Source organism: Xenophilus azovorans DSM 13620, from assembly GCF_000745855.1.
Lineage (GTDB): Bacteria > Pseudomonadota > Gammaproteobacteria > Burkholderiales > Burkholderiaceae_C > Xenophilus > Xenophilus azovorans.
Genome location: NZ_JQKD01000035.1, coordinates 44481 through 65547 on the forward strand (window position 1 = coordinate 44481; position 21067 = coordinate 65547).

Annotated in this window: 23 protein-coding genes; 15 read left to right on the top strand and 8 right to left on the bottom strand. The window is 71.4% G+C overall.

All coding sequences use genetic code 11. The features are described from left to right. Window positions 1–14: 14 nt before the first annotated feature. The gene (locus tag Q392_RS18290; RefSeq protein ID WP_051953694.1) at window positions 15–995 is read right to left on the bottom strand and encodes a TauD/TfdA dioxygenase family protein; all 981 of its coding nucleotides are present in this window, start codon (window positions 993–995) and stop codon (window positions 15–17) included. A 179-nt stretch (window positions 996–1174) separates the two neighbouring features. Here Q392_RS18290 and Q392_RS18295 point away from each other — a divergent pair, with 179 nt between their 5' ends. From Q392_RS18295 to Q392_RS18310, 4 genes are all read left to right on the top strand, one after another. Continuing rightward, complete coding sequence (locus Q392_RS18295; protein WP_038210771.1) at window positions 1175–2068, top strand: TauD/TfdA dioxygenase family protein; 894 nt, start codon at window positions 1175–1177, stop codon at window positions 2066–2068. Window positions 2069–2225: 157 nt separating this feature from the next. After that, window positions 2226–3236 carry an ABC transporter substrate-binding protein gene (locus Q392_RS18300; protein WP_038210776.1) on the top strand — a complete coding sequence of 337 codons (1011 nt, stop codon included), beginning with the start codon at window positions 2226–2228 and terminating at the stop codon, window positions 3234–3236. 4 nt (window positions 3237–3240) lie between these two features. Further along, entirely contained in the window at window positions 3241–4116 is an 876-nt protein-coding gene (locus Q392_RS18305; protein ID WP_038210778.1) for an ABC transporter ATP-binding protein, read from the top strand. Further along, window positions 4113–4991 (top strand): ABC transporter permease, encoded by an 879-nt coding sequence (locus Q392_RS18310; protein ID WP_038210780.1) that lies wholly within the window; start codon window positions 4113–4115, stop codon window positions 4989–4991. The genes Q392_RS18305 and Q392_RS18310 overlap by 4 nt, the downstream gene beginning before the upstream one ends. 18 nt (window positions 4992–5009) lie before the next feature. On the opposite strand, the gene trhA is transcribed toward Q392_RS18310, so the two are convergent. Then, a complete protein-coding gene (gene trhA / locus Q392_RS18315; protein WP_038210782.1) occupies window positions 5010–5657 on the bottom strand; it encodes a PAQR family membrane homeostasis protein TrhA in 648 nt (215 codons plus the stop codon). 157 nt (window positions 5658–5814) lie between these two features. Further along, complete coding sequence (locus tag Q392_RS18320) at window positions 5815–6687, bottom strand: M48 family metallopeptidase (protein ID WP_038210784.1); 873 nt, start codon at window positions 6685–6687, stop codon at window positions 5815–5817. A gap of 82 nt (window positions 6688–6769) precedes the next feature. On the opposite strand from Q392_RS18320, the gene Q392_RS18325 reads away from it, so the two are divergent. The 6 genes from Q392_RS18325 (at window position 6770) to Q392_RS18350 (ending at window position 13649) form a co-directional block, all read left to right on the top strand. Further along, window positions 6770–8164: an AmpG family muropeptide MFS transporter gene (locus tag Q392_RS18325; RefSeq protein ID WP_051953696.1), complete on the top strand. Its 1395-nt coding sequence runs from the start codon at window positions 6770–6772 to the stop codon at window positions 8162–8164. 76 nt (window positions 8165–8240) lie between these two features. Further along, complete coding sequence (locus Q392_RS18330) at window positions 8241–9500, top strand: beta-ketoacyl-[acyl-carrier-protein] synthase family protein (RefSeq protein WP_211260253.1); 1260 nt, start codon at window positions 8241–8243, stop codon at window positions 9498–9500. Next, window positions 9497–10312, top strand: a complete 816-nt coding sequence (locus Q392_RS18335; RefSeq protein WP_038210785.1) for a beta-ketoacyl synthase chain length factor — start codon at window positions 9497–9499, stop codon at window positions 10310–10312. Before Q392_RS18330 ends, Q392_RS18335 begins: the two co-directional genes overlap by 4 nt. A 128-nt stretch (window positions 10313–10440) precedes the next feature. After that, window positions 10441–11163: a response regulator gene (locus Q392_RS18340; protein WP_038210787.1), complete on the top strand. Its 723-nt coding sequence runs from the start codon at window positions 10441–10443 to the stop codon at window positions 11161–11163. A gap of 13 nt (window positions 11164–11176) precedes the next feature. Next, a complete protein-coding gene (locus Q392_RS18345) occupies window positions 11177–12361 on the top strand; it encodes a sensor histidine kinase (RefSeq protein WP_038210788.1) in 1185 nt (394 codons plus the stop codon). A gap of 25 nt (window positions 12362–12386) precedes the next feature. Then, window positions 12387–13649, top strand: a complete 1263-nt coding sequence (locus tag Q392_RS18350) for an O-antigen ligase family protein (protein ID WP_051953698.1) — start codon at window positions 12387–12389, stop codon at window positions 13647–13649. Between the two features lie 68 nt (window positions 13650–13717). On the opposite strand, the gene Q392_RS18355 is transcribed toward Q392_RS18350, so the two are convergent. Then, window positions 13718–13969, bottom strand: coding sequence for a zinc-finger domain-containing protein (locus Q392_RS18355; protein WP_051953700.1), 252 nt, complete (start codon window positions 13967–13969; stop codon window positions 13718–13720). Window positions 13970–13982: 13 nt separating this feature from the next. After that, window positions 13983–14918, bottom strand: a complete 936-nt coding sequence (locus Q392_RS18360) for a branched-chain amino acid transaminase (RefSeq protein ID WP_038210790.1) — start codon at window positions 14916–14918, stop codon at window positions 13983–13985. Between the two features lie 144 nt (window positions 14919–15062). Between Q392_RS18360 and Q392_RS18365 the strand changes: the two genes are divergently transcribed. After that, window positions 15063–16040 (top strand): recombination-associated protein RdgC, encoded by a 978-nt coding sequence (locus Q392_RS18365; protein WP_038210792.1) that lies wholly within the window; start codon window positions 15063–15065, stop codon window positions 16038–16040. Window positions 16041–16053: 13 nt separating this feature from the next. Here Q392_RS18365 and Q392_RS18370 read toward each other — a convergent pair whose 3' ends face one another. From Q392_RS18370 to Q392_RS18380, 3 genes are read right to left on the bottom strand one after another with little or no spacing between them, the layout of a single operon-like run. Next, window positions 16054–16500, bottom strand: coding sequence for a hypothetical protein (locus Q392_RS18370; RefSeq protein WP_038210794.1), 447 nt, complete (start codon window positions 16498–16500; stop codon window positions 16054–16056). Then, window positions 16497–17909 carry a DNA repair protein RadA gene (radA, locus tag Q392_RS18375; protein WP_038210796.1) on the bottom strand — a complete coding sequence of 471 codons (1413 nt, stop codon included), beginning with the start codon at window positions 17907–17909 and terminating at the stop codon, window positions 16497–16499. Before radA ends, Q392_RS18370 begins: the two co-directional genes overlap by 4 nt. Before the next feature lie 5 nt (window positions 17910–17914). After that, window positions 17915–18508: a GNAT family N-acetyltransferase gene (locus tag Q392_RS18380; RefSeq protein WP_038210797.1), complete on the bottom strand. Its 594-nt coding sequence runs from the start codon at window positions 18506–18508 to the stop codon at window positions 17915–17917. 94 nt (window positions 18509–18602) lie between these two features. Here Q392_RS18380 and hpaR point away from each other — a divergent pair, with 94 nt between their 5' ends. The 4 genes from hpaR to Q392_RS18400 form a co-directional block, all read left to right on the top strand. Beyond that, window positions 18603–19085, top strand: coding sequence for a homoprotocatechuate degradation operon regulator HpaR (gene hpaR, locus Q392_RS18385; RefSeq protein WP_038210798.1), 483 nt, complete (start codon window positions 18603–18605; stop codon window positions 19083–19085). Then, a complete protein-coding gene (locus Q392_RS18390; RefSeq protein WP_038210802.1) occupies window positions 19082–19696 on the top strand; it encodes a fumarylacetoacetate hydrolase family protein in 615 nt (204 codons plus the stop codon). The genes hpaR and Q392_RS18390 overlap by 4 nt, the downstream gene beginning before the upstream one ends. Further along, complete coding sequence (locus Q392_RS18395; RefSeq protein ID WP_038210804.1) at window positions 19693–20454, top strand: fumarylacetoacetate hydrolase family protein; 762 nt, start codon at window positions 19693–19695, stop codon at window positions 20452–20454. Before Q392_RS18390 ends, Q392_RS18395 begins: the two co-directional genes overlap by 4 nt. Then, window positions 20454–21067, top strand: a 614-nt coding sequence (locus Q392_RS18400; RefSeq protein ID WP_038210805.1) for an aldehyde dehydrogenase family protein, incomplete at its 3' end; no start/stop codon positions are given. The genes Q392_RS18395 and Q392_RS18400, both read left to right, overlap by 1 nt.

The following is a 21067-nucleotide window of genomic DNA, read 5'->3' on the forward strand; positions in this document are numbered from 1 at the left end:
GGCGTGCGGTGTCCTCATGCCGTGGTGGCGATGAGCGCGTCGATCTGCGCGTCGTTGCTGGCCTCGGGCCGGCGGCGCGTGCGGCTGCGCCGGCCGTCCACCGACACGGCAGGCTCGCCGTGCACCGTCACGCGGCGCACCACGCGCGGCTGGTCGCCGTAGTCGTTCACCGCGTAGTGCTGCGTGGCGCGGTTGTCCCAGATCGCCACGTCGTCCTGCCGCCACTGCCAGCGCACGGTGTTCTCCAGCCGGATGGCGCGCGCCTGCAGCAGTTCGAACAGGCGCTGCGACTCGGTGCTCGCCAGGCCGACGATCTTCTGGATGAAGTGGCCCAGCAGCAGCGCGCGCTCGCCCGTCTCGGGATGCACGTGCACCAGCGGGTGCTCGGCCTCGTACACGGCGGAGACGAACACCTCGTTGTGGTGGCGCAGGCGCTCCTTCGAGATCTCGGTGCGGTCGGCGCCGTAGTCGTAGTCGTTGCTGTGCACCGCCCACAGCTGCTCCGCCAGGCGCTTGAGCGGCTCGGGCAGGCGCTCGTAGGCGCGGGCGGTGTTGGCCCACACGGTGTCGCCGCCGTAGGCCGGGATGGTCACGCCGCGCAGGATCGATATCTTGGGAAAGGCATCGACGAAGGTCACGTCGGTGTGCCAGGAGTCGGCACGGCCGCCGCCCCTGGAGGCGTCCAGCTCGAACAGCTTGGTGCCGCCGGGCGCCGGCACCGTGGGGTGCGCGACGATGCGGCCGAAGCGCTCGCCGAAAGCCTGGTGGGCGGCGTCGTCCAGCTGCGACTGGCCGCGGAAGAACAGCACCTTGTGCGCCAGCAGCGCCGCGTTCAGGTGCGCGAACAGCTCCGGCGAAAGGTCCGGCCCGAGCTTCAGGTCGAGCACTTCGCCGCCGATGTGCCCGGCGACGCGGCGGATGCGCAGCTCGCCGAAACGGGTGTCGATGCTGTCGGGATGGAATGGGGCGGACACGTCGGGCTCCTCGGGATGCATGAAGGAAAGAAGGCAGGCCGATGCTAGGCAGCCGCGGCCCGCCGCGTTGGAACGAATCCGCATGAGCAACGGCGCTCGCCGCCTTAGATGATTTGGTTGTTTGCACCCGACGAATCGTTCGTTCCCTTGCCGCGGCGCCTTGCCTAGAGTGCGATGCTTCGACCCGATTCACGCACTGCATGTCCGCTCTCCCCACGGCCCCGGCCGCCCCCTCCGGCACGCAGGACTTCGAGATCCGTCCCCTGCCCGGCAGCTTCGCGGCCGAGGTGTTGGGGCTGGACCTGTCCCGCCCGCTCGCGCAGCAAGACATCGATCGCCTGCACCGCGCGCACCTGGCGCATCACGTCGTCGTGTTCCGCGGCCAGCGCATCACGCCCGCGCAGCAGGTGGCCTTCAGCCGCCGCTTCGGCCCGCTGCAGATCCACGTGCAGAAGAAGTTCCAGCTCGCCGGCCACCCGGAGGTGCTGATCGTCTCGAACATCAAGGAGAACGGCGAGCCCATCGGCCTGGGCGATGCCGGCCACTTCTGGCACTCGGACCTCTCGTACAAGGACAGGCCCAGCCTCGGCTCGCTGCTGCATGCGCAGACCCTGCCCGCCGAGGGCGGCGACACGCTGTTCGCCGACCAGCATGCCGCCTACGACGCGCTGCCCGAGGCGCTGAAGACGGCGATCGCCGGGCTTCGCGCCGAGCACAGCTACCTGGCGAAGTACGAGGAGCTGCGCGCGCGCAGCCCGTGGCGGCCCGCGCTCACGCCGGCGCAGCTGGAGGAAGTGAAGCCCACCGTGCATCCCGTGGTGCGCACGCACCCCGAGACGGGCCGCAAGGCGCTGTTCGTCAGCGAGCACTTCACGACGCGCATCGTCGGCCTGCCCGAGGACGAGAGCCGGGCGGTGCTGGACGAGCTGTTCGCCGCGAGCACGAGACCGGAATTTCTCTATCGCCATCGATGGCAGCCGCACGACCTGGTGTTCTGGGACAACCGCTCGGTGATGCACCTGGCGGCCGGCACGCCCGACCACCTGCCGCGCAAGCTGTACCGCACGACCATCGAGGGCGATGCGCCGTTCTGAAAAGGCCGTGCGTTCCACCGCGATGCCCCGTTCACGCTGAGCCTGCCGAAGCGCGGCGCGAGGCTTCGACAAGCTCAGCCCGAACGGTGTTTGAGGATCAAACGTCTCTCCGCATGAAGCGCCCTTCACTTCTCATTTCCACCCCAAGACCTTCGCCATGAAATCCATCACCCGCCGCGCCGCGGCCCTCGCCGCCACCTTCGGCCTCGCCACCGCCTCGCTCGCCGCCCATGCCGAAGGACAGATCCGCATCGCCCAGCAGTTCGGCATCGTCTACCTGCTGCTCAACGTGGCGCAGGAACAGAAGCTGATCGAGAAGCACGCCAGGGCCGCCGGCGTGGACGCCAAGGTGGAGTTCGTGCAGCTCTCGGGCGGCGCCGCGGTGAACGACGCGCTGCTGTCGGGCAGCATCGACATCGCCGGCGCCGGCGTCGGGCCGCTGTTCACGCTGTGGGACCGCACCAAGGGCCGCCAGAACGTCAAGGGCGTGGCCTCGCTGGGCAACTTCCCCTACTACCTCGTCACCAACAACCCGCAGGTCAAGTCCATCGCCGACTTCACCGACAAGGACCGCATCGCGCTGCCCGCCGTGGGCGTGTCGGTGCAGTCGCGCGTGCTGCAGCTGGCCTCGGCCAAGCTCTGGGGCGACAAGGAATACGCGAAGCTCGACAGGATCAGCGTGGCCCTGCCGCACCCCGACGCGGCGGCCGCCATCATCAAGGGCGGCACCGAGATCACGGCCCACTTCGGCAACCCGCCCTTCCAGGAGCAGGAACTGGCGGGCAACCCCAACGCGCGCATCGTGCTGAAGTCCTACGACGTGCTGGGCGGCCCCTCGTCGGCCACCGTGCTGTACGCCACCGAGAAGTTCCGCGCCGAGAACCCGAAGACCTACAAGGCCTTCGTCGCCGCGCTGGACGAGGCGGCGGCGTTCATCCGAGCCCAGCCGGAGCAGGCCGCCGACATCTACCTGAAGGTGACGGGGGCGAAGACCGACCGCGCGCTGCTGCTGAACATCATCAGGAACCCCGAGGTGCAATTCAAGACCGAGCCGCAGAACACGCTGGTGCTGGGCCGGTTCATGCACCGCGTGGGCGCCATCAGGAACGCGCCGCAATCGGTCAAGGACTACTTCTTCGACGACGTGCTGGGCGCCGCTGCCAACTGAGCCCATGACCGCCGCCACCGCTGCCCTGCGCACCGCTCCGCCCTTCGCGTCCGTTGCCGCATCGGCGGCCGCAGCCGTACCGGTCGCGGCCGCCGGCCCCGCGCCGCTGCTGCAGGTGGAGGGCGTCAGCCTGGAATACCGCACGCCCGAGCGCGTGGTGCGCGCCACCCATCGCGTGAGCTTCGACGTGCATGCGGCCGAGCGCTTCGTGCTGCTCGGCCCGTCGGGCTGCGGCAAGAGCACGCTGCTCAAGGCGGTGGCCGGCTTCATCCCGCCGGTGGAGGGCGAGGTGCGCCTGGACGGCCGGGCGGTGCGCGGCCCGGGGCCGGACCGCATCGTCGTCTTCCAGGAGTTCGACCAGTTGCCGCCGTGGAAGACGGTCAAGCAGAACGTGATGTTTCCGCTGCTGGCCTCGCGCAGCCTGGGCCGCAAGGAGGCCGAGGCGCGCGCCCTGCACTGGCTGGACCGAGTGGGCCTGGCCAAGTTCGCCGGCGTGCATCCGCACCAGCTCTCGGGCGGCATGAAGCAGCGCGTGGCCATCGCCCGCGCGCTGGCCATGCAGCCGCGCGTGCTGCTGATGGACGAGCCCTTCGCCGCGCTGGACGCGCTGACCCGCCGCCGCATGCAGGAAGAGCTGCTGGCGCTGTGGGAGGAGGTGCGCTTCACGCTGCTGTTCGTCACCCATTCGATCGAGGAGGCGCTGGTGGTCGGCAGCCGCATCGCCCTGCTCTCGCCGCACCCCGGGCGCATGCGCGCCGAGATCAACAGCCACGCATTCGGCCTGGCCAGCCAGGGCGGCACCGACTTCCAGGCCGCGGCGCAGCGCATCCACCGCCTGCTGTTCGAGCACGAGCCGCAGGCCACGGAGACCGCCGCATGAGCAGCCTGCTGCCGCCGCTGCCGCCCGTGCGCGCCGAGTACGAACGGCCGCTGGAACCCTTCACCGCCGCTGCGGTGGAACGCCCGCTACTCCTGCTCACCCGCCTGTGGGGCCATGCGTGGCTCCGCAAGGGCCTGATCCTGGCCGTGCTGGCGCTGCTGTGGGAGCTGCTGGCGCGCTGGCAGGACAACGACCTGCTGCTGCCCACCTTCGCCGCCACCGCGCGGGCGCTGGCCGAGGGGCTGGCCAGCGGCGAGCTGCTCGCCAAGACCGCCATCTCGCTCGGCGTGCTGGTGCAGGGCTACGCGCTGGGCGTGGCGCTGGCCTTCGGGCTCACCTCGCTGGCCGTCTCCACGCAGCTCGGCCGTGACCTGCTGGGCACCTTGACCTCGATGTTCAACCCGCTGCCGGCCATCGCGCTGCTGCCGCTGGCACTGCTGTGGTTCGGCCTGGGCCAGGGCAGCCTGGTCTTCGTGCTGGTGCACTCGGTGCTGTGGCCGCTGGCGCTGAACACCTACGCCGGCTTCCAGGCGGTGCCCGAGACGCTGCGCATGGCCGGCCGCAACTACGGCCTGACCGGCCTGCGCTACGTGCTGCAGATCCTGGTGCCGGCGGCGCTGCCGGCCATCCTGTCGGGGCTGAAGATCGGCTGGGCCTTCGCCTGGCGCACCCTGATCGCGGCCGAGCTGGTGTTCGGCGCCAGCTCCGGCAAGGGCGGCCTGGGCTGGTTCATCTTCCAGAACCGCAACGAGCTCTACACGGACCGCGTGTTCGCCGGTCTCGCGCTGGTGGTCATCATCGGCCTGCTGGTCGAGAGCCTGGGCTTCGCGACGCTGGAGCGGCTGACGGTGCGGCGCTGGGGGCAGCAGCGCTGAGAAGCCTGCCGGGTCGCCTCACGCCCCCGCATGCCACAGCGCCGCGAAGAAGTGGCAGGTGCTCCCGCCCAGCACGAACAGGTGCCACACGAAGTGGGCGTAGCGCACCCGCGAATCGAGCAGGAACACGATCGCGCCGATCGTGTAGGCGATGCCGCCGGCCAGCAGCCACCACAGCCCCGCCGCGGACATGCGCTCGACCAGCGGCACCGCCGCCACCACCGCCACCCAGCCCATGGCCACGTACAGGCCGGTGGACCACAGCGGGTGCTGCAGCCGGTCGAGCAGCTTGGCGCCCACGCCCAGCGCCGCGGCGGCCCAGACGACGGCGAACAGCGACCAGCCCCAGGCGCCCTTGAGCACGCCCAGCACGAAGGGCATGTAGCTGCCGGCGATGAAGAGGTAGATCGACGCATGGTCGAGCCGGTTGAACCAGACCTTGGCGCGGCCGGCCGGCAGCGCGTGGTACAGCGTGGAGACGAGGTACAGCAGGATGGCCGTGCCCGCGAACACGCTGGCCGCCACGACCTGCGTCGGGTCGCCGCGCAGAGCGGCATGGTGCACCAGGATGGGCAGCGACGCGATCGCCAGCAGGCAGCCCAGCCCGTGGCTGATGGCGTTGGCGATCTCTTCGCCGAGGGTCTGTTCGCGGATGAGGGCGGCCATGACAGGAAGACGAACAAGGGTGCGCCGACTGCAATCGGCACGCCGCGGGCCGCACGCGGGCCATGGTGCCCGACGGCCGCAGCGCAGGAGAAGGAGCTCATCCTAGCCGCCGGGCATGACGGCACTGCGGCAATCCCGCGGCGCGCGCGGGTGCTCGTCAGCCGCGGCCCGTGGCGGCGCGGTACAGGCCCTCGACCTTGGGCACGTTGGCTTCGAGCCGCTTGATGCGGTCCGGCCCCGTGGGGTGGGTGGACAGGAAGCTCAGCGCGCCGGGCGTGCCGCGGGCGTTGCCTACCTGGCCCATCTTGGTCCACAGGCTGATGGAGGCCCTGGGGTCATAGCCGGCGCGGGCGGCCAGTTCCAGCCCGACCAGGTCGGCCTCCCTTTCGTCGTCGCGGCTGAACTTGAGCGCCAGCGCCTGCGCGCCGCCGCGCGCGGCCAGGTCGCCCCAGTCGCCCAGCCCCAGCAGCGAGGCGCCGATGCGCAGCGCGGCGCTGGTCCCGGTCGTCTTGGCGAGGCGCTCGCGCGCATGCTCGCGCAGGGCGTGGGCCATCTCGTGGCCCATGACCATCGCGATCTCGTCGTCGCCGAGTTTCAGCGTGTCGAGGATGCCGGTGAAGAAGGCGATCTTGCCGCCCGGCATGCAGAAGGCGTTGACCTGCTGGCTGCCGATGAGGTTGACCTCCCACGTCCAGCCGGCGGCGCGCTCGTTCCACTTGCCGGCGAAGGGGATCATCTTCCTGGCGATGCCGCGCAGCTTCTGCAGCCGCGGGTCGCTGTCGGCCACCAGGGCGCGCTTGGCCCGGGCCTGCTGCAGCAACTGGCCATACTGCTGCACGGCCGCCTGCTCCAGCGTCTCGGCCGGCACCAGGGTGCGCGTCGCCGAGGGCTTGCCGACATCCACCTGCGCCAGCGCGGGCGTGGCCGCCGCTGCCGCCGCGGCGAGCAGGAAGGCGCGCCGCGCCTGCCAGGGCGAGGCGGGGGCGGCGCGCGAAGAGGCGCCCCGGGACGAGGTACAGCGCAGGCACATGCGCGCAAGATAGGGCCGCGGATGCGAAAACCCAAGGCGCGGCCGCCAAAGGCCGGCGCCCGCTCGGGGAGAATGGCCGCCCATGCCCGCTTCTTCCCGCCCTGCCGCCGACACGGCGGCCGACCGCCGCGCCGACCCGGATGCGGCGGCGGCCGCGCTGCCCTGGCGCGAAACGCTGAAGGTCTACCTCGAACCCGCGACGCTGCGCATGTTCGCGCTCGGCTTCTCGGCCGGCCTGCCGCTGCTGCTGGTGCTGGGCACGCTGAGCTTCCGCCTGCGCGAGGCCGGCATCGACCGCGCCACCATCGGCTACCTGAGCTGGGTCGGCCTGGCCTACGGCTTCAAGTGGGTCTGGGCGCCGCTGGTGGACCGCCTCCCGCTGCCGCCGCTCACCTCGCTGCTGGGCCGCCGGCGCGGCTGGCTGCTGGCGGCGCAGGCGATGGTGATCGCCGGGCTGGCCGGCATGGCGGTGAACGACCCGCGCGCCGGGCTCGAGCCCATGGTCTGGTGCGCGCTGCTGGTCGCCTTCGGCTCGGCCACGCAGGACATCGCGCTGGACGCCTTCCGCATCGAATCGGCCGAGGCGCGCAAGCAGGCGGCGCTGGCCGCGGCCTACCAGACGGGCTACCGCCTGGCGATGATCTGGGCCGGCGCCGGCGTGCTGTGGGTGGCGGCCTGGGCCGAGGGCGCCACCACCGGCAGCTACCAGAACATCGGCTGGCGCACCGCCTACCTGGTGATGGCGGCCTCGATGGCAGTGGGCGTGCTGACGGTGCTCTTCTCGCCCGAGCCGGCGCGGCGCGCGCTGCCGCCCGCCAAGGGCCCGGCCGACTGGCTGCGCAGCGCCCTCGTCGAGCCCTTCGCCGACTTCATCCGCCGCTACCGCTGGCAGGCCGCGCTGATCCTGGCGCTGATCGCCGTCTACCGCATCAGCGACGTGGTGATGGGCATCATGGCCAACCCCTTCTACGTGGACATGGGCTTCACCAAGGACGAGGTCGCCACCGTGAGCAAGGTCTACGGCGTGGTGATGACGCTGGCCGGCGCCTTCGTCGGCGGCGTGCTGTCGATGCGCCTGGGCGTGATGCGCGTGCTGATGCTGGGCGCGGTGCTCAGCGCCGCGAGCAACCTGCTGTTCGCCTGGCTGGGCACCCGCGGGCACGACCTGACGGCGCTGGTGGCGGTGGTCTCGGCCGACAACCTGGCCGGCGGCATCGCCTCGGCGGCCTTCATCGCCTACCTGTCCAGCCTCACCAACATCAGCTACTCGGCCACGCAGTACGCCCTGTTCAGCTCGATGATGCTGCTGCTGCCCAAGTTCGTGGCCGGCTACTCGGGCGCCTTCGTCGACGCCCACGGCTACGGCAGCTTCTTCACCAGCACCGCCGCGCTGGGCGTGCCGGTGCTGGTGCTGGTGGCGCTGGCGTCGCGGATGAAGGCCCGCACCGGGCCGGCGGACGGCGGCGAATCACCCTGAAACCATGCCTGCCGGGGGCTGGTACGCTTGGACGCCCGCACTTTCCCAGCCCGCGCGCCACCCCTGGACTCCGACCGTGCCCCAGCCCATTCCCCCGCTTTCCGTCACGGCCTACACGGCCACCACCGCCCTGGGCGTCGGCAAGGCCGCGCTGCGCTCGGGCCTCGAAGCCTCGCGCAGCGGCCTGCGCGCCAACGACTTCGGCGAACCCGCCGGCCAGCGCCTGGCCACCTGGATCGGCCGCGTCGACGGCGTGGAGGCGGTGCAGCTGCCGGCCGCGCTGGCCGACCTGGACTGCCGCAACAACCGCCTGGCCTGGCTCGGCCTGGGGGCCGACGGCTTCCTGGAGGCGGCACTGGCCGCGCGCGAGCGCTACGGCGCCGGCCGGGTGGCTGTGATCATGGGCACCTCCACCTCCAGCATCGGCGACACGGAACTGGCCTACACGCTGCTCGACGCCGAGGGCCGCATGCCCGCGCCCATGCGCAGGAGCGAGATCCACACCACCCACTCGCTGGGCCTGTTCGTGCAGAAGGCGCTGGGCCTGGCCGGGCCGAACGAGACGCTGTCCACCGCCTGCTCCTCCAGCGCCAAGGTGTTCGCCTCGGCCGAGCGGCTGATCCGCCTGGGCCTGGCCGACGCGGCGGTGGTCGGCGGCGTGGACACGCTGTGCGGCAGCGTGCTGTTCGGCTTCAACTCGCTGGAACTGGTGTCCGACCAGCCCTGCCGGCCCTTCGACGTGGCGCGCGGCGGCATCAGCCTGGGCGAGGCAGCCGGCTTCGCCTTGCTGGAGCGCGTTTCCACTGCCCCCACGCTCGCCGCCTTGGGGCGGCCCGGCGGCGGCTCGGGCGCGAGCGCCGCCGCGCCGCGCCTGCTGGGCTACGGCGAGGCCAGCGACGCGCACCACATGTCCACTCCGCACCCCGAGGGCGCCGGCGCCGAGCGGGCGCTGAACGACGCCCTGGCGCGCGCCGGCCTGGCGCCCGACGCGATCGACTACATCAACCTGCACGGCACCGCCAGCGCCAAGAACGACGAGGTGGAGGCCGCGCTGGTGGCGCGCCGCTTCCCGGCGCGCACGCATGCCAGCTCGACCAAGGGCTTCACCGGCCACACCCTGGGCGCCGCCGGCATCGTGGAGGCGGTGATCAGCCTGCTGGCGCTGGACACCGGCCTGATGCCGGGCACCGTCAACAGCACCGCGCTGGACCCGGTATGCGGCCCGCAGATCCGCCTGGCGCCGGCGCACGGCGAGGTGCGGCACGCGCTCTCCAATTCCTTCGGCTTCGGCGGCAACAACTGCGCGCTCATCTTCGGAAAGGGCGCCGCGGCATGAGCGCAAAGACACCAACGCTGTACATCGAGGGCCTGGCCTTCTGGGCGCCCACCCTGCCCGGCTGGGACGTCGCCCGCGCCGCCTTCCGCGGCGAAGGCGCGCCGGCCGACCCGCCCGCGCGCCGGCCCTCGCCCCAGGTGCTGGCGCCGGCCGAGCGCCGCCGCGCGCCCGACTCGGTCGCGCTGGCGCTGGAAGTGGCCGGCGCGGCGGTGGCCGCCAGCGGCCGGCAGGCGGCCGACCTGCCCTGCGTGTTCGCCTCCGCGCACGGCGACCTGGCGATCAACGACTACATGTGCAGCACGCTGGCCGCCACGCCGACGCAGCTCTCGCCGATCAAGTTCCACAACTCGGTGCACAACGCGGCGGTGGGCTACTGGACCATCGGCACCGGCTGCATGCAGGCCAGCAACTCGCTCAGCAGCTTCGACCACAGCTTCGCCGCGGCGCTGCTGGAGGCCGCCGCCCAATGCGCGGCCGACGCGCAGCCGGTGCTGCTGGTCGGCTTCGACGCCGAGGCGGTGGGACCGCTCAGGCAGGTGCACGTGAGCGAGGGCCTGCTGGCCGGCGGCCTGGTGCTCTCGCCCGAGCGCAACGAGCGCACCGTGGCGGCGATGGACTGGTCGCTCGTGCCCGGCCCGGCGCAGCGCGCCCCGCTGGCCTCCGACGCGGCGCGCGCCCTGCCCCCCAACGCCATCGGCGACCTGCTGCCGCTGTTCGAGGCGCTGGCGCAACTGCCCGACCGCCCCGCCGCCGCGCCGCTGCACATGCCGCTGGACGCGCAGCTCTCGCTGGCACTGCGGCTGGCGCCCTGAGAGCGGGCGGCGGCGCGGCCGCGCTTTACGGGAGCTTTACGGAGCGTTCAAGCGCACTTTCCCGCCGCGGGGCACCATGGACTGTCGCCCCGGCGCTCCGGAGCGCGAGACAGGCTGAAGGAACACACATGAGCACGCCGCCCCGACTCCTGATGATCGAAGACGACGCCCGCCTGGCGCAGATGGTGGGCGAGTACCTGACCCAGTCGGGCTTCGCCGTCACGCACCGCGGCGACGGCGCCGGCGGGCTGGAGGAACTGCAGCACCAGCCGCCAGACCTCGTCATCCTGGACCTGATGCTGCCCGATACCGACGGCCTGGACGTGTGCCGCCGCATCCGCGCGCTGCCGGCGCCGCTGGGCAAGGTGCCGGTGCTGATGCTCACCGCCAAGGGCGATCCGATGGACCGCATCGTCGGCCTGGAACTGGGCGCCGACGACTACCTGCCCAAGCCTTTCGAGCCGCGCGAGCTGCTGGCGCGCATCCGCGCCGTGCTGCGGCGCCGGGCCGATGCGACCATGGCCGCCGCGGCGCCGGCCAACACGGTGATGCGCTTCGGCTCGCTCGAGATCGACCGCGACGCGCGCACCGTCACCGTCGGCGGCCAGCCGGCGGAGCTGACCTCCTACCAGTTCGACCTGCTGGTGACGCTGGCCGAGCGCGCCGGCCGCGTGCTCACGCGCGACCAGATCATGGAGGCCGTGCGCGGCCGCGAGCTGGAGGCCTTCGACCGCAGCATCGACGTGCACATGGGCCGCATCCGCGCCGCCATCGAAGCCGACCCGAAGAACCCCAAGCGCATCCTCACCGTGCGCGGCGTCGGCTACGTCTTCGCCAAGCAGCAGGACTGAACCCCGGCGGCCGATGATCAAGCTCTTCACCCGCCACCTCTACGTGCGCATCTGGCTGGCCGTGCTGGCCGGCGTGGCCGTGGTCGTGTTGGCCGCGGGCTGGGCCTGGCAGGTGGCCGAGGAGCAGCGCAGCGCGCCGCTGCCGCGCGACGTGACGCTGCGCAACCCGCAGGACCAGCAGATCGCCACCGGCAAGTCGGTGCGCACCAGCCGGCCGGGCGAGCCGCTGGAGTTCCAGATCACGCTCGATGACGGCCAGCAGTTCACCATGGAGCTCGGGCCGCGCACCGACCGCCGGCCGACGCCGCCGCCCTGGCTGCATCCGCAGACGGGCATCTTCTGGCTGCTGGGCATGGTGGGGCTGGCGACGGCGGCGGGGCTGTTCCCGATCGTGCGGCGGCTGACGACGCGCCTGGAAGGCCTGCAGCGCAGCGTGCAGCGCTTCGGCGAGGGCGACCTGGCGGTCCGCGCCCCGGCCGACGACGGCGAGGACGAGGTGGCCGACCTGGCGCGCCGCTTCAACGACGCGGCCACGCGCATCGAGCAGCTGGTGCGCTCGCACAAGTCGCTGCTGGCCAACGCCTCGCACGAGCTGCGCTCGCCGCTCACGCGCATCCGCATGAGCCTGGAGCTGATGGGCCAGCAGCCCAACCCGGCCGCCAAGGTCGAGATCTCGCGCAGCATCGCCGAACTGGACCAGCTCATCGACGAGATCCTGCTGGCCAGCCGGCTGGACGCGCGCGAGGCCGACATGGGCACGATGGAGACGGTGGACCTGATGGGCCTGGCCGCCGAGGAATGCGCCCGCGCGCAGGCGGAGCTGGACATCGCCGAGCGGACCGATCTGGACGCGCTGACGGTGCGCGGCGTGCCGCGCCTGCTGCGCCGCGCCATCCGCAACCTGCTGGAGAACGCGCGCCGCTACGGCGCGGGCGAGATCGCGACCGAGCTGTCGGCCGACGGCGCCCATGCCCGCGTGCGCGTGAACGACCGCGGCCCCGGCGTGCCGGCGGCCCTGCGCGAGCGCATCTTCGAGCCCTTCTATCGGCTGCCGGGCGCCAGCGAGCGCGAGGGCGGCGTCGGCCTGGGCCTGGCGCTGGTCAAGTCCATCGTGGAGCGGCACGGTGGCCGGGTGCGCTGCGAGGGCCGCGACGGCGGCGGCGCCAGCTTCGTCATCGAACTGCCCCGGGGGGCCTGACGGGTCCTGAAAGACAATCGCGCCGATGCGCAGATTGCTTCTCCCCCGCGCCGCGGCCTGCCTGTGGGGCGCGGTGGTGTTCATGCCGGTGGGGCTGAACTACCTCGGCCTCTTCCTCGTCCTGATCTCCTTCCTCTTCGTCGGCGACTGGCGCGAACGGGCGCGGCGCGTGCGCTCGCACGCGCTGTGGTGGCCGCTGGCAGCGCTGGTGGCATGGCAACTGGTGGTGCTGGCCATCGGCGGGCACTACCCCGAGACGGGGGTGAACCTGTGGCACGGCCTGCGCGTGCCGCTGACGGTGCTGCTGGCGCTGGCGCTCACGCGCGAGGAGGCGCAGTGGGCGATGCGCGGCTTCCTGGCCATCGTGGCGGTCAACGTGGCCTACATCGCGGTGTTCTACGGCCTCATCGTGCTGGCGGGCATCACGCCGCCGGTGCCGCCGGGCATCTTCCGCAGCGTGATCTTCCTGGTGGGCAACAAGTCGATCAACAACGCGCTGCTGTTCACGCTGCTGGGCGCCTGCGCGGCGGCGGTGGGGCTGGCGCTGCTGGCGCGGCACCGGCCGTACGCCGCGCTGGCCGCCTTCTGCATCACGGCCATCACGCTGGTGATCATCAACTTCAACCTGGTCTCGCGCACCTCGCTGCTGGCGCTGCTGGTGGTGATGCCGCTGATCTGCATCCACCAGTGGCGCCGCCAGTGGCGCACGCTGGCGGCGGCGCTGCTGGTGGGCGGCGCGGTGCTGGGCGCGGCGGCCTGGAAGGCGCCGCAGGGCATCGAGCAGCGCCTGGCGCTGGGCATGCAGGAGATCGAGGCGGCCAAGGCAGGCGCCGTCTCCGAGGGCAGCTGGGTGGTGCGCTACTACATGTACACCGAGACGGCCCGCATGATCGCCGAGCGCCCGCTGGCGGGCTGGGGCATCGGCGCGTGGAACAGCGAGTGGCGCAAGCGCGGCCCGGCGCTGCTGGCCGACTACAACATGCCGCACAACGACTACCTGTGGATGGGTTCGCAGACCGGCCTGCCCGGCGCGCTGGCGCTGCTGGCGATGGTGCTGGCCGGCGTGTGGCAGGGCTGGCGGCGGCCCGACCTCACGGGTCGGCTGGCCTTCGCGTCGATGCTGATCCTGCTGATGGCGACCTGCGCCAACTCGGCCCTGCGCGACGCGCAGATCGGGCTGTCGCTGCTGTGGATCGCGATGGTGGTGCTGCGCATGGCCGGCGAGGCCGGCATGCCCTGGCTGCCGCTGCTGCCCAAGCGCTGGCGGGGGACGCTGCAGGAGGCGTGAGGAAGGCGCGGACCGCAAAAGCAAAAGGGCCGCGATGCGGCCCTTTTGCTTGAAGCGTCATCCGACGCTCAGTGGTGGTGCCCGAAGTGCTCCCCCGCCTTGAGCCGGTAGACCGTGCCGCAGTACGGGCACTTCGCCTCGCCCGTGCGGGCCACGTCGAGGTACACGCGGGGGTGGTTGTTCCACAGCTTCATGTCGGCCTTGGGGCTCGGGCAGAAGACGCCGCCCTGGTGGTTCAGGTCCTTGGCGGCGAGTTCCACCAGCGAGCGGCGCTCGGCGGACTTGACCTGGTCGACGAGGGAACTGTTCGATGCGGACATGGGACCTCTCGGATCAGACCTTGGTGAGCCAGTGGGCGTACTTGGGGTTCTTGCCGTTCACGATGTCGAAGAAGGCGCTCTGCACCTTCTCCGTCACCGGGCCGCGCGAGCCGATGCCGATCTGCACGCGGTCCAGCTCGCGGATGGGCGTCACCTCGGCGGCGGTGCCGGTGAAGAAGGCCTCGTCGGCGATGTAGACCTCGTCGCGGGTGATGCGCTTTTGCACCACCTCGATGCCGAGGTCCTTGGCGATGTGCAGCACCGTGTTGCGGGTGATGCCGTTGAGCGCGCCGGCCGACAGGTCGGGCGTGTAGATCACGCCGCCCTTGACGACGAAGATGTTCTCGCCCGCACCCTCGGAGACGAAGCCGGCCGAATCCAGCAGCAGGGCCTCGTCGTAGCCGTCTTCCGTGGCCTCCATGTTGGCCAGGATGGAGTTGCTGTAGTTGCTCACCGCCTTGGCCTGCGTCATGGTGATGTTGACGTGGTGGCGGGTGTAGCTGCTGGTCTTGACGCGGATGCCGCGCTTCATGCCTTCCTCGCCCAGGTAGGCGCCCCAGGCCCAGGCCGCGACCATGGTGTGGATGGTGTTGCCCTTGGGGCTCACGCCCAGCTTCTCGGAGCCGATCCACACCAGCGGGCGCAGGTAGCAGCTTTCCAGCTTGTTCTCGCGCACCACCTGCTTCTGCGCCTCGTTCACCTGCTCCCTGGAGAAGGGAATGTTCATGCGCAGGATCTTGGCGCTGTTGAACAGGCGCTCGGTGTGCTCTTCCAGGCGGAAGATCGCGGTGCCGTTGACGGTGTTGTAGGCGCGCACGCCCTCGAAGACGCCGCAGCCGTAGTGCAGGGTGTGGGTCAGGACGTGGATCTTCGCGTCGCGCCAGTCGACGAGTTCTCCGTCCATCCAGATCTTGCCGTCGCGGTCGGCCAGCGAGGGAATCGCGCTCATGAGTTGTCCTTGGGGGTGGCTTCGGGGGAAGCCGGCGATTTTACGGCGCGGGGCGCCGCCGGGCTTTACCGGTGCTTACCGCCGGCCGGCCGCGGCGTGCACGCACAATCGCCCCCTTTCGCTTCTGCTCTCCCTCGTACCGCCGTGCCCCGCTTCAAGAACGCCCTCGCCTTCCGCATCGAACCCTCCTGGAACCCCGACTTCGACGCCGCCCAGCAGCAGCTCGACGGCCTGCGCTTCGTGCCCTGCGGCCCCTCGCAGGAGTCCTCCACCGGCTGGGTGCCGCCGCGGGGCGCCGAACATGGCCTGCTGCTCGAATCGGTGGGCGGCCAGTGGCTGCTCGAATACATGATCGAGAGCAAGACGCTGCCCGCCTCGGTGATCCGCCGCAAGGTGGACGAGCGCTGCGCCCAGATCGAGGCGCAGACCGGCCGCGCGCCCGGCAAGAAGGAGAAGAAGCAGATCAAGGAGGACGTGACGCAGGAACTGCTGCCGCTGGCCTTCACCCGCCATGCGCGCGTCGCCGTGTGGATCGACCCGCAGGCCCGCCGGCTGACGCTGGACACCTCCAACCAGGCCCGCGCCGACGCCGTGGTGACGGCGCTGGTGCAGGGGCTGGACGGCTTCGCCGTGGCGGCCTTCCACACCCAGGTGGAGCCGGCCAGCGCCATGGCCGGCTGGCTGGCCACGCAGGAGCCGCCGGCCGGCTTCACCATCGACCGCGAGTGCGAGCTCAAGGCCACCGACGACTCCAAGGCGGTGGTGCGCTACGCCAAGCACCCGCTGGACATCGACGAGGTGCGCGGCCACATCGAGGCCGGCAAGCGTCCGACGCGGCTGGCGATGACCTGGGAGGACCGCGTCTCCTTCGAGCTGACCGAGGGCATGCAGCTGCGCAAGCTGCAGTTCCTGGAAGGCGTGTTCGACGGCGGCGGCAGCGACGCCAAGCAGGGCGACGAAGGCTTCGACGCCGACGCCGCCATCGTCACCGGCGAACTGGGCGCGCTGCTGCCGGCGCTGATGGAGGCGCTGGGCGGTGAGATGGCGATGGGCCAGCCGGCGCCGAAGGCCGAGGCCGCACCGGCGGAAGCGTCGGCGCAGACCGAGGACGCCCCGTTCTAGGCGCGGCGCCTGCTCAGGCCGGCGGCAGCGCCGCGTTTTCTCCCTTTTCCTCCTCGGCCGATTCCTGCGGCGGCTCGGGCCGGGTCAGCGCCCACTGCACCAGCTTGCCTTCGGCGAAGGTGGCGTCCACGTACGAGCCGCCGCCGTCGGCCCAGCGATAAACCTCCGGCTGCTCGTCGCGCGGCGAACGCAGCTCGCCGAGCGAGCGCGTCATGGCGATCACGTGCAGCAGCGTCATCTTCGGCTTGAGCTTGGCGTTGAGCATCACGGCGCTGCCGATGTAGCCGATGGGCCGGTCGGCGGCACGGCGCATGACCTGCATGGTGCGCGTGAAGTGCAGCAGCAGGAACATGACGATGCCACCGGCGACGGCCGCCACGCCGCTCCAGCCCCACGAGCGGTAGCCGACGATCAACAGGACGAGGCCGCCGAGCGGCACCAGGATTTGCTGCAGATTCATGGGGCGCGATTGTCGCCGTCGATGCTGCGCAGCAGCTCGATGGCCTGCTCCACCCGCTCGACGGGGTGGATGGTGAGCCCCTCCAGCTCGCGCATCGCCTTCTTCGGGGCGTTGGCCTTGGGCACCACGGCGATGGAGAAGCCGAGCTTGGCCGCCTCGCGCAGCCGCTCCTGCCCGCGCGGCGCCGGCCGCACCTCGCCGGCCAGCCCCACCTCGCCGAAGGCGACGAAGCCCTTGGGCAGCGGCTTGCCGCGCAGCGAGGAGGCGATCGCCAGCATCACCGACAGGTCGGCCGCCGGCTCGCTGATGCGCACGCCGCCCACCGCGTTGACGAACACGTCCTGGTCCATGCAGGCCACGCCCGCGTGCCGGTGCAGCACGGCCAGCAGCATCGCCAGGCGGTCGCGCTCCAGGCCCACCGACAGGCGCCGCGGACTCGGCCCGCCGTCGTCCACCAGCGCCTGGATCTCCACCAGCATGGGCCGCGTGCCTTCCAGCGTGACCAGCACCACGCTGCCCGGCACCGGCTGCTCGTGCTGGCTGAGGAAGATCGCGCTCGGGTTGGCCACGCCGCGCAGGCCGCGCTCGGTCATGGCGAAGACGCCGATCTCGTTGACGGCGCCGAAGCGGTTCTTGATGGCACGCACCAGGCGGAAGCTCGAATGCGTGTCGCCCTCGAAGTACAGCACGGTGTCGACCATGTGCTCCAGCACGCGCGGGCCGGCGAGCGCGCCCTCCTTGGTCACATGGCCCACCAGCACCACCGCCGTGCCGCTGGCCTTGGCGAAGCGCGTCAGGTGCGCCGCGCACTCGCGCACCTGCGCCACCGAGCCCGGTGCGGAGGTGAGCTGGTCGGAGTAGATGGTCTGGATCGAGTCGATGACGGCGATGGCGGGGCGGTGCGTGTCCAGCGTGGCGAGGATCTTCTCCAGCTGGATCTCGGCCATGAGCTGCACCTGCGAGCGCTCCAGGCCGAGGCGGCGCGCGCGCAGCGCGACCTGCGCGCCGCTCTCTTCGCCGGTGACATACAGCGCCATCTGGCCGGCGTTCTGCAGCGCGTCGGTGGCCTGCAGCAGCAGCGTGGACTTGCCGATGCCCGGATCGCCGCCGATCAGCGTGACGCCGCCGGCCACGATGCCGCCGCCCAGCACGCGGTCCAGCTCCTCGATGCCGGTGGGCGTGCGCGCCACGTCGGCCGCCTCGATCTCGGCCAGCACCGCCAGCTCCGACGAGCCCGCCAGCGCGGCGTAGGACTGTCCGAAGCGGTTGTTCTGCGCGCCGCCGCCGGCCGGCGCGGCCGCCTGCTCGATCAGCGTGTTCCAGGCGCCGCAGGCGGGGCACTTGCCCAGCCACCTCGGGCTGGTGCCGCCGCATTCGCTGCACACGTAGGTCGTCTTTTCCTTGGCCATGCTTGTCAATCGAGGGGGATGCGGTAGCGCAGCTCGGTGTGGTCGCCGTACGGCGCCGGCGTCGCGAAAGACTCGACGAAGCGGCCGCCGCACTTCTCGATCACGCGCTGCGAGGCGATGTTGTCCGGCTGCGTCGTCAGCTCCAGGTAGCCCATGCCGGCCAGCAGGTCCGTGGAGCGCAACTCGCGCAGCAGCGTCTGCAGCGCGAAGCTGGCGACGCCGCGCCTGCGGTGCCACGGCACCACGCCGTAGCCGATGTGGCCCAGGCAGTAGGGCGGCAGCGCCGAGGTGCCGCGCGCGAACCGGAAGCCGATGGAGCCGAGGAAGGCGGGCGCAGGGCCGTCCGCTTCCGTTTCCAGGACCCAGCGCCGGAAGCCGGGCAGGCGGGGCACCGCCGAGCCGTCGGGCATGCGCAGGTCGCCGCCGCGGGCGTCGAGGTCGTCCAGGCCCGCCACGAACCCGGCGGGGTCGGCCTCGATCCGCTCCAGCTCCTGGCGCCGGGCCTGCTCGGGCGAGAGGTTGTCCGGCGACCAGCCGCGCAGCAGGGCGTCCCGGTAGCTGCCGAGCAGCGGCACGGTGGGAGTGGCCAGGATGTACATCCGGTGATTATCGAGACACAGGGGTAACTACCTAGACGCTGCATCCGATCTATATTTAATATGTTAAATAAATCGACGAAGCCAGCCTCCTGCCGTGACCCACACGTCCTTCGCGCACCGCAACCTGCCGCGCCTGCTCCTGCAGGCGCGCGAGGCCGTGATGGCCCACACCCGGCCCAGCCTGCGCGAGCAGCAGTTGTCGGACCAGCAGTGGCGCGTGCTGCGCGTGCTGCGCGTGCTGGGCGAGCACGGCGCGGTGGAGACGGGCCGCGTCGCGCGCGAGGCCTTCATCCTGGGCCCCAGCCTCACCGGCGTGCTGGCGCGCATGGAGCGCGACGGGCTGATCACCCGCCACCGCGACGCCGCCGACCAGCGCCGCACCGTCATCGAGGCCACGCCGCAGGGCAAGCGGCTGGTGCGGCGGCTGTCGACCACCATCGAGGCGCACTACCAGTGGCTGGAGCGCTCGCTCGGCAAGACCAAGCTGTCGCAGCTCTACGCCCTGCTGGACGACCTGATCGCCCTCGAACAACCCGCGCCGGCGCCTGCCACGCTGGCGGAGGAAGCCAAGGAATGAGTTTTCTACCCACCGGCACGGTGTACGGCGTGCTGCTGAACTTCCGCGCCGAATTCGACGCACTGGCGCCACGGATGCACGAGCCGCCCTACAAGGCGCCGCCGAAGGCGCCCGTGCTCTACGTCAAGACCGCCAACACCTGGACGCCCTCGGGCGGCGCCATCGCGGTGCCCGCGCGCGTGCCCGAGGTGGAGGTCGGCGCCACCATCGGCATGGTGTTCGGCGAGGCCGGGCGCGTGGCGGGCTACGTGCTGATGAACGACCTCTCGGTGCCGCACGCCAGCTTCTTCCGCCCGCCCGTCAAGTTCAAGTGCCTCGACGGCTTCCTGGGCATCGGCCCGGCGCTGCGCGAAGGCGGTGATCCGGACGGCTTCTCGCTCGAAGTGCGCATCGACGGCGAGCTGCGCCACACGGCCGACTTCTCGCAGCTGGTGCGCAGCGCGGCGCAGCTGCGCGCCGACGTGGGCGAGTTCATGACGCTGCGCGCCGGCGACGTGCTGATGCTCGGCTGCAACGCCGGCCGGCCGCTGGCGAAAGCGGGGCAGCGCATCGAGATCACGGCACCGGGCTTCGAGCCGCTGGCCAACACGCTGGTGCAGGAGGCCGCATGAAGCACGCACGCGTCGTCTTCGAGGGACGGACCTTCGACGCCACCGAACGCGACGGGCAGCTGCTGCTGGCCGACGGCCGCACCGCCGCCTTCGACGCGGTGCAGTGGCTGCCGCCGCTGGCGCCTCTCGCCTCACCCACGCGTCCGCGCACCATCCTCGCGCTGGGGCTGAACTACGCCGACCACGCGAAGGAGCTGGAATTCAAGGCGCCCGAGGAGCCGCTGGTCTTCGTCAAGGGCGAAGGCGCGCTCATCGGCCACCGGCAGACCACGCGCCGGCCCGCCGGCGTGCAGTTCATGCACTATGAGTGCGAGCTGGCGGTCGTCATCGGCCGCACCGCCAGGAAAGTGAAGCGCGGCGACGCCCACGACTTCATCGCCGGCTACACGGTCGCCAACGACTACGCGATCCGCGACTACCTGGAGAACTGGTACCGCCCGAACCTGCGCGTGAAGAACCGCGACACCTGCACGCCCATCGGCCCCTGGCTGGTGGATGCGGCGGACGTGCCCGACCCGCAGGCGCTGGCCCTTTCGACCACCGTCAACGGCGAGGTCACGCAGCGCGGCAGCACGAAGGACATGATCTTCGACGTGCCCTTCCTGATCGAGTACTTCAGCAGCTTCATGACGCTCTCGCCCGGCGACCTGATCCTGACCGGCACGCCCGATGGCGTGGTGGACTGCAAACACGGCGACGTGATCGTCACCGAGATCGAGCGCATCGGCGCGCTCGTCAACACCATCGAGGAATCCTGATGCGCATCGACCACCTGATCGACGGCAAGCCCGTCGCCGGCCGCGACTACTTCGAGACCGTCAACCCCGCCACGCAGGAGGTGCTGGCGGAAGTGGCCTCGGGCGGCCAGGCGGAGGTCAATGCCGCCGTCGCCGCCGCCAAGGCCGCCTTCCCCAAGTGGGCGGGCACCCCCGCCGACGAGCGCGCCAGGCTCATCCGCAAGCTGGGCGACCTGATCGCCAAGCACGTGCCCGAGATCGCCCGGACCGAGACCAACGACTGCGGCCAGGTCATCGCCCAGACCGGCAAGCAGCTCGTGCCGCGCGCGGCCGACAACTTCTACTACTTCGCCGAGATGTGCACCCGCGTGGACGGCCACACCTACCCCACGCCCACGCACCTGAACTACACCCTGTTCCACCCGGTGGGCGTGTGCGCCCTCATCAGCCCCTGGAACGTGCCCTTCATGACGGCCACCTGGAAGGTCGCTCCGTGCCTGGCCTTCGGCAACACCGCGGTGCTGAAGATGAGCGAGCTGTCGCCCCTGACGGCCGCCCGGCTGGGCGAGCTGGCGCTGGAGGCGGGCATCCCCGCCGGCGTGCTCAACCTCGTGCACGGCTACGGCAAGGAGGC

Excerpts from the sequence above, each read along its gene's own strand:
- Q392_RS18290 (WP_051953694.1), bottom strand. The coding sequence starts at position 995 with ATGCATCCCGAGGAGCCCGACGTGTCCGCCCCATTCCATCCCGACAGC.
- Q392_RS18295 (WP_038210771.1), top strand. The coding sequence starts at position 1,175 with ATGTCCGCTCTCCCCACGGCCCCGGCCGCCCCCTCCGGCACGCAGGAC.
- Q392_RS18300 (WP_038210776.1), top strand. The coding sequence starts at position 2,226 with ATGAAATCCATCACCCGCCGCGCCGCGGCCCTCGCCGCCACCTTCGGC.
- Q392_RS18305 (WP_038210778.1), top strand. The coding sequence starts at position 3,241 with ATGACCGCCGCCACCGCTGCCCTGCGCACCGCTCCGCCCTTCGCGTCC.
- Q392_RS18310 (WP_038210780.1), top strand. The coding sequence starts at position 4,113 with ATGAGCAGCCTGCTGCCGCCGCTGCCGCCCGTGCGCGCCGAGTACGAA.
- trhA (WP_038210782.1), bottom strand. The coding sequence starts at position 5,657 with ATGGCCGCCCTCATCCGCGAACAGACCCTCGGCGAAGAGATCGCCAAC.
- Q392_RS18320 (WP_038210784.1), bottom strand. The coding sequence starts at position 6,687 with ATGTGCCTGCGCTGTACCTCGTCCCGGGGCGCCTCTTCGCGCGCCGCC.
- Q392_RS18325 (WP_051953696.1), top strand. The coding sequence starts at position 6,770 with ATGCCCGCTTCTTCCCGCCCTGCCGCCGACACGGCGGCCGACCGCCGC.
- Q392_RS18335 (WP_038210785.1), top strand. The coding sequence starts at position 9,497 with ATGAGCGCAAAGACACCAACGCTGTACATCGAGGGCCTGGCCTTCTGG.
- Q392_RS18340 (WP_038210787.1), top strand. The coding sequence starts at position 10,441 with ATGAGCACGCCGCCCCGACTCCTGATGATCGAAGACGACGCCCGCCTG.
- Q392_RS18345 (WP_038210788.1), top strand. The coding sequence starts at position 11,177 with ATGATCAAGCTCTTCACCCGCCACCTCTACGTGCGCATCTGGCTGGCC.
- Q392_RS18350 (WP_051953698.1), top strand. The coding sequence starts at position 12,387 with ATGCGCAGATTGCTTCTCCCCCGCGCCGCGGCCTGCCTGTGGGGCGCG.
- Q392_RS18355 (WP_051953700.1), bottom strand. The coding sequence starts at position 13,969 with ATGTCCGCATCGAACAGTTCCCTCGTCGACCAGGTCAAGTCCGCCGAG.
- Q392_RS18360 (WP_038210790.1), bottom strand. The coding sequence starts at position 14,918 with ATGAGCGCGATTCCCTCGCTGGCCGACCGCGACGGCAAGATCTGGATG.
- Q392_RS18370 (WP_038210794.1), bottom strand. The coding sequence starts at position 16,500 with ATGAATCTGCAGCAAATCCTGGTGCCGCTCGGCGGCCTCGTCCTGTTG.
- radA (WP_038210796.1), bottom strand. The coding sequence starts at position 17,909 with ATGGCCAAGGAAAAGACGACCTACGTGTGCAGCGAATGCGGCGGCACC.
- Q392_RS18380 (WP_038210797.1), bottom strand. The coding sequence starts at position 18,508 with ATGTACATCCTGGCCACTCCCACCGTGCCGCTGCTCGGCAGCTACCGG.
- Q392_RS18390 (WP_038210802.1), top strand. The coding sequence starts at position 19,082 with ATGAGTTTTCTACCCACCGGCACGGTGTACGGCGTGCTGCTGAACTTC.
- Q392_RS18395 (WP_038210804.1), top strand. The coding sequence starts at position 19,693 with ATGAAGCACGCACGCGTCGTCTTCGAGGGACGGACCTTCGACGCCACC.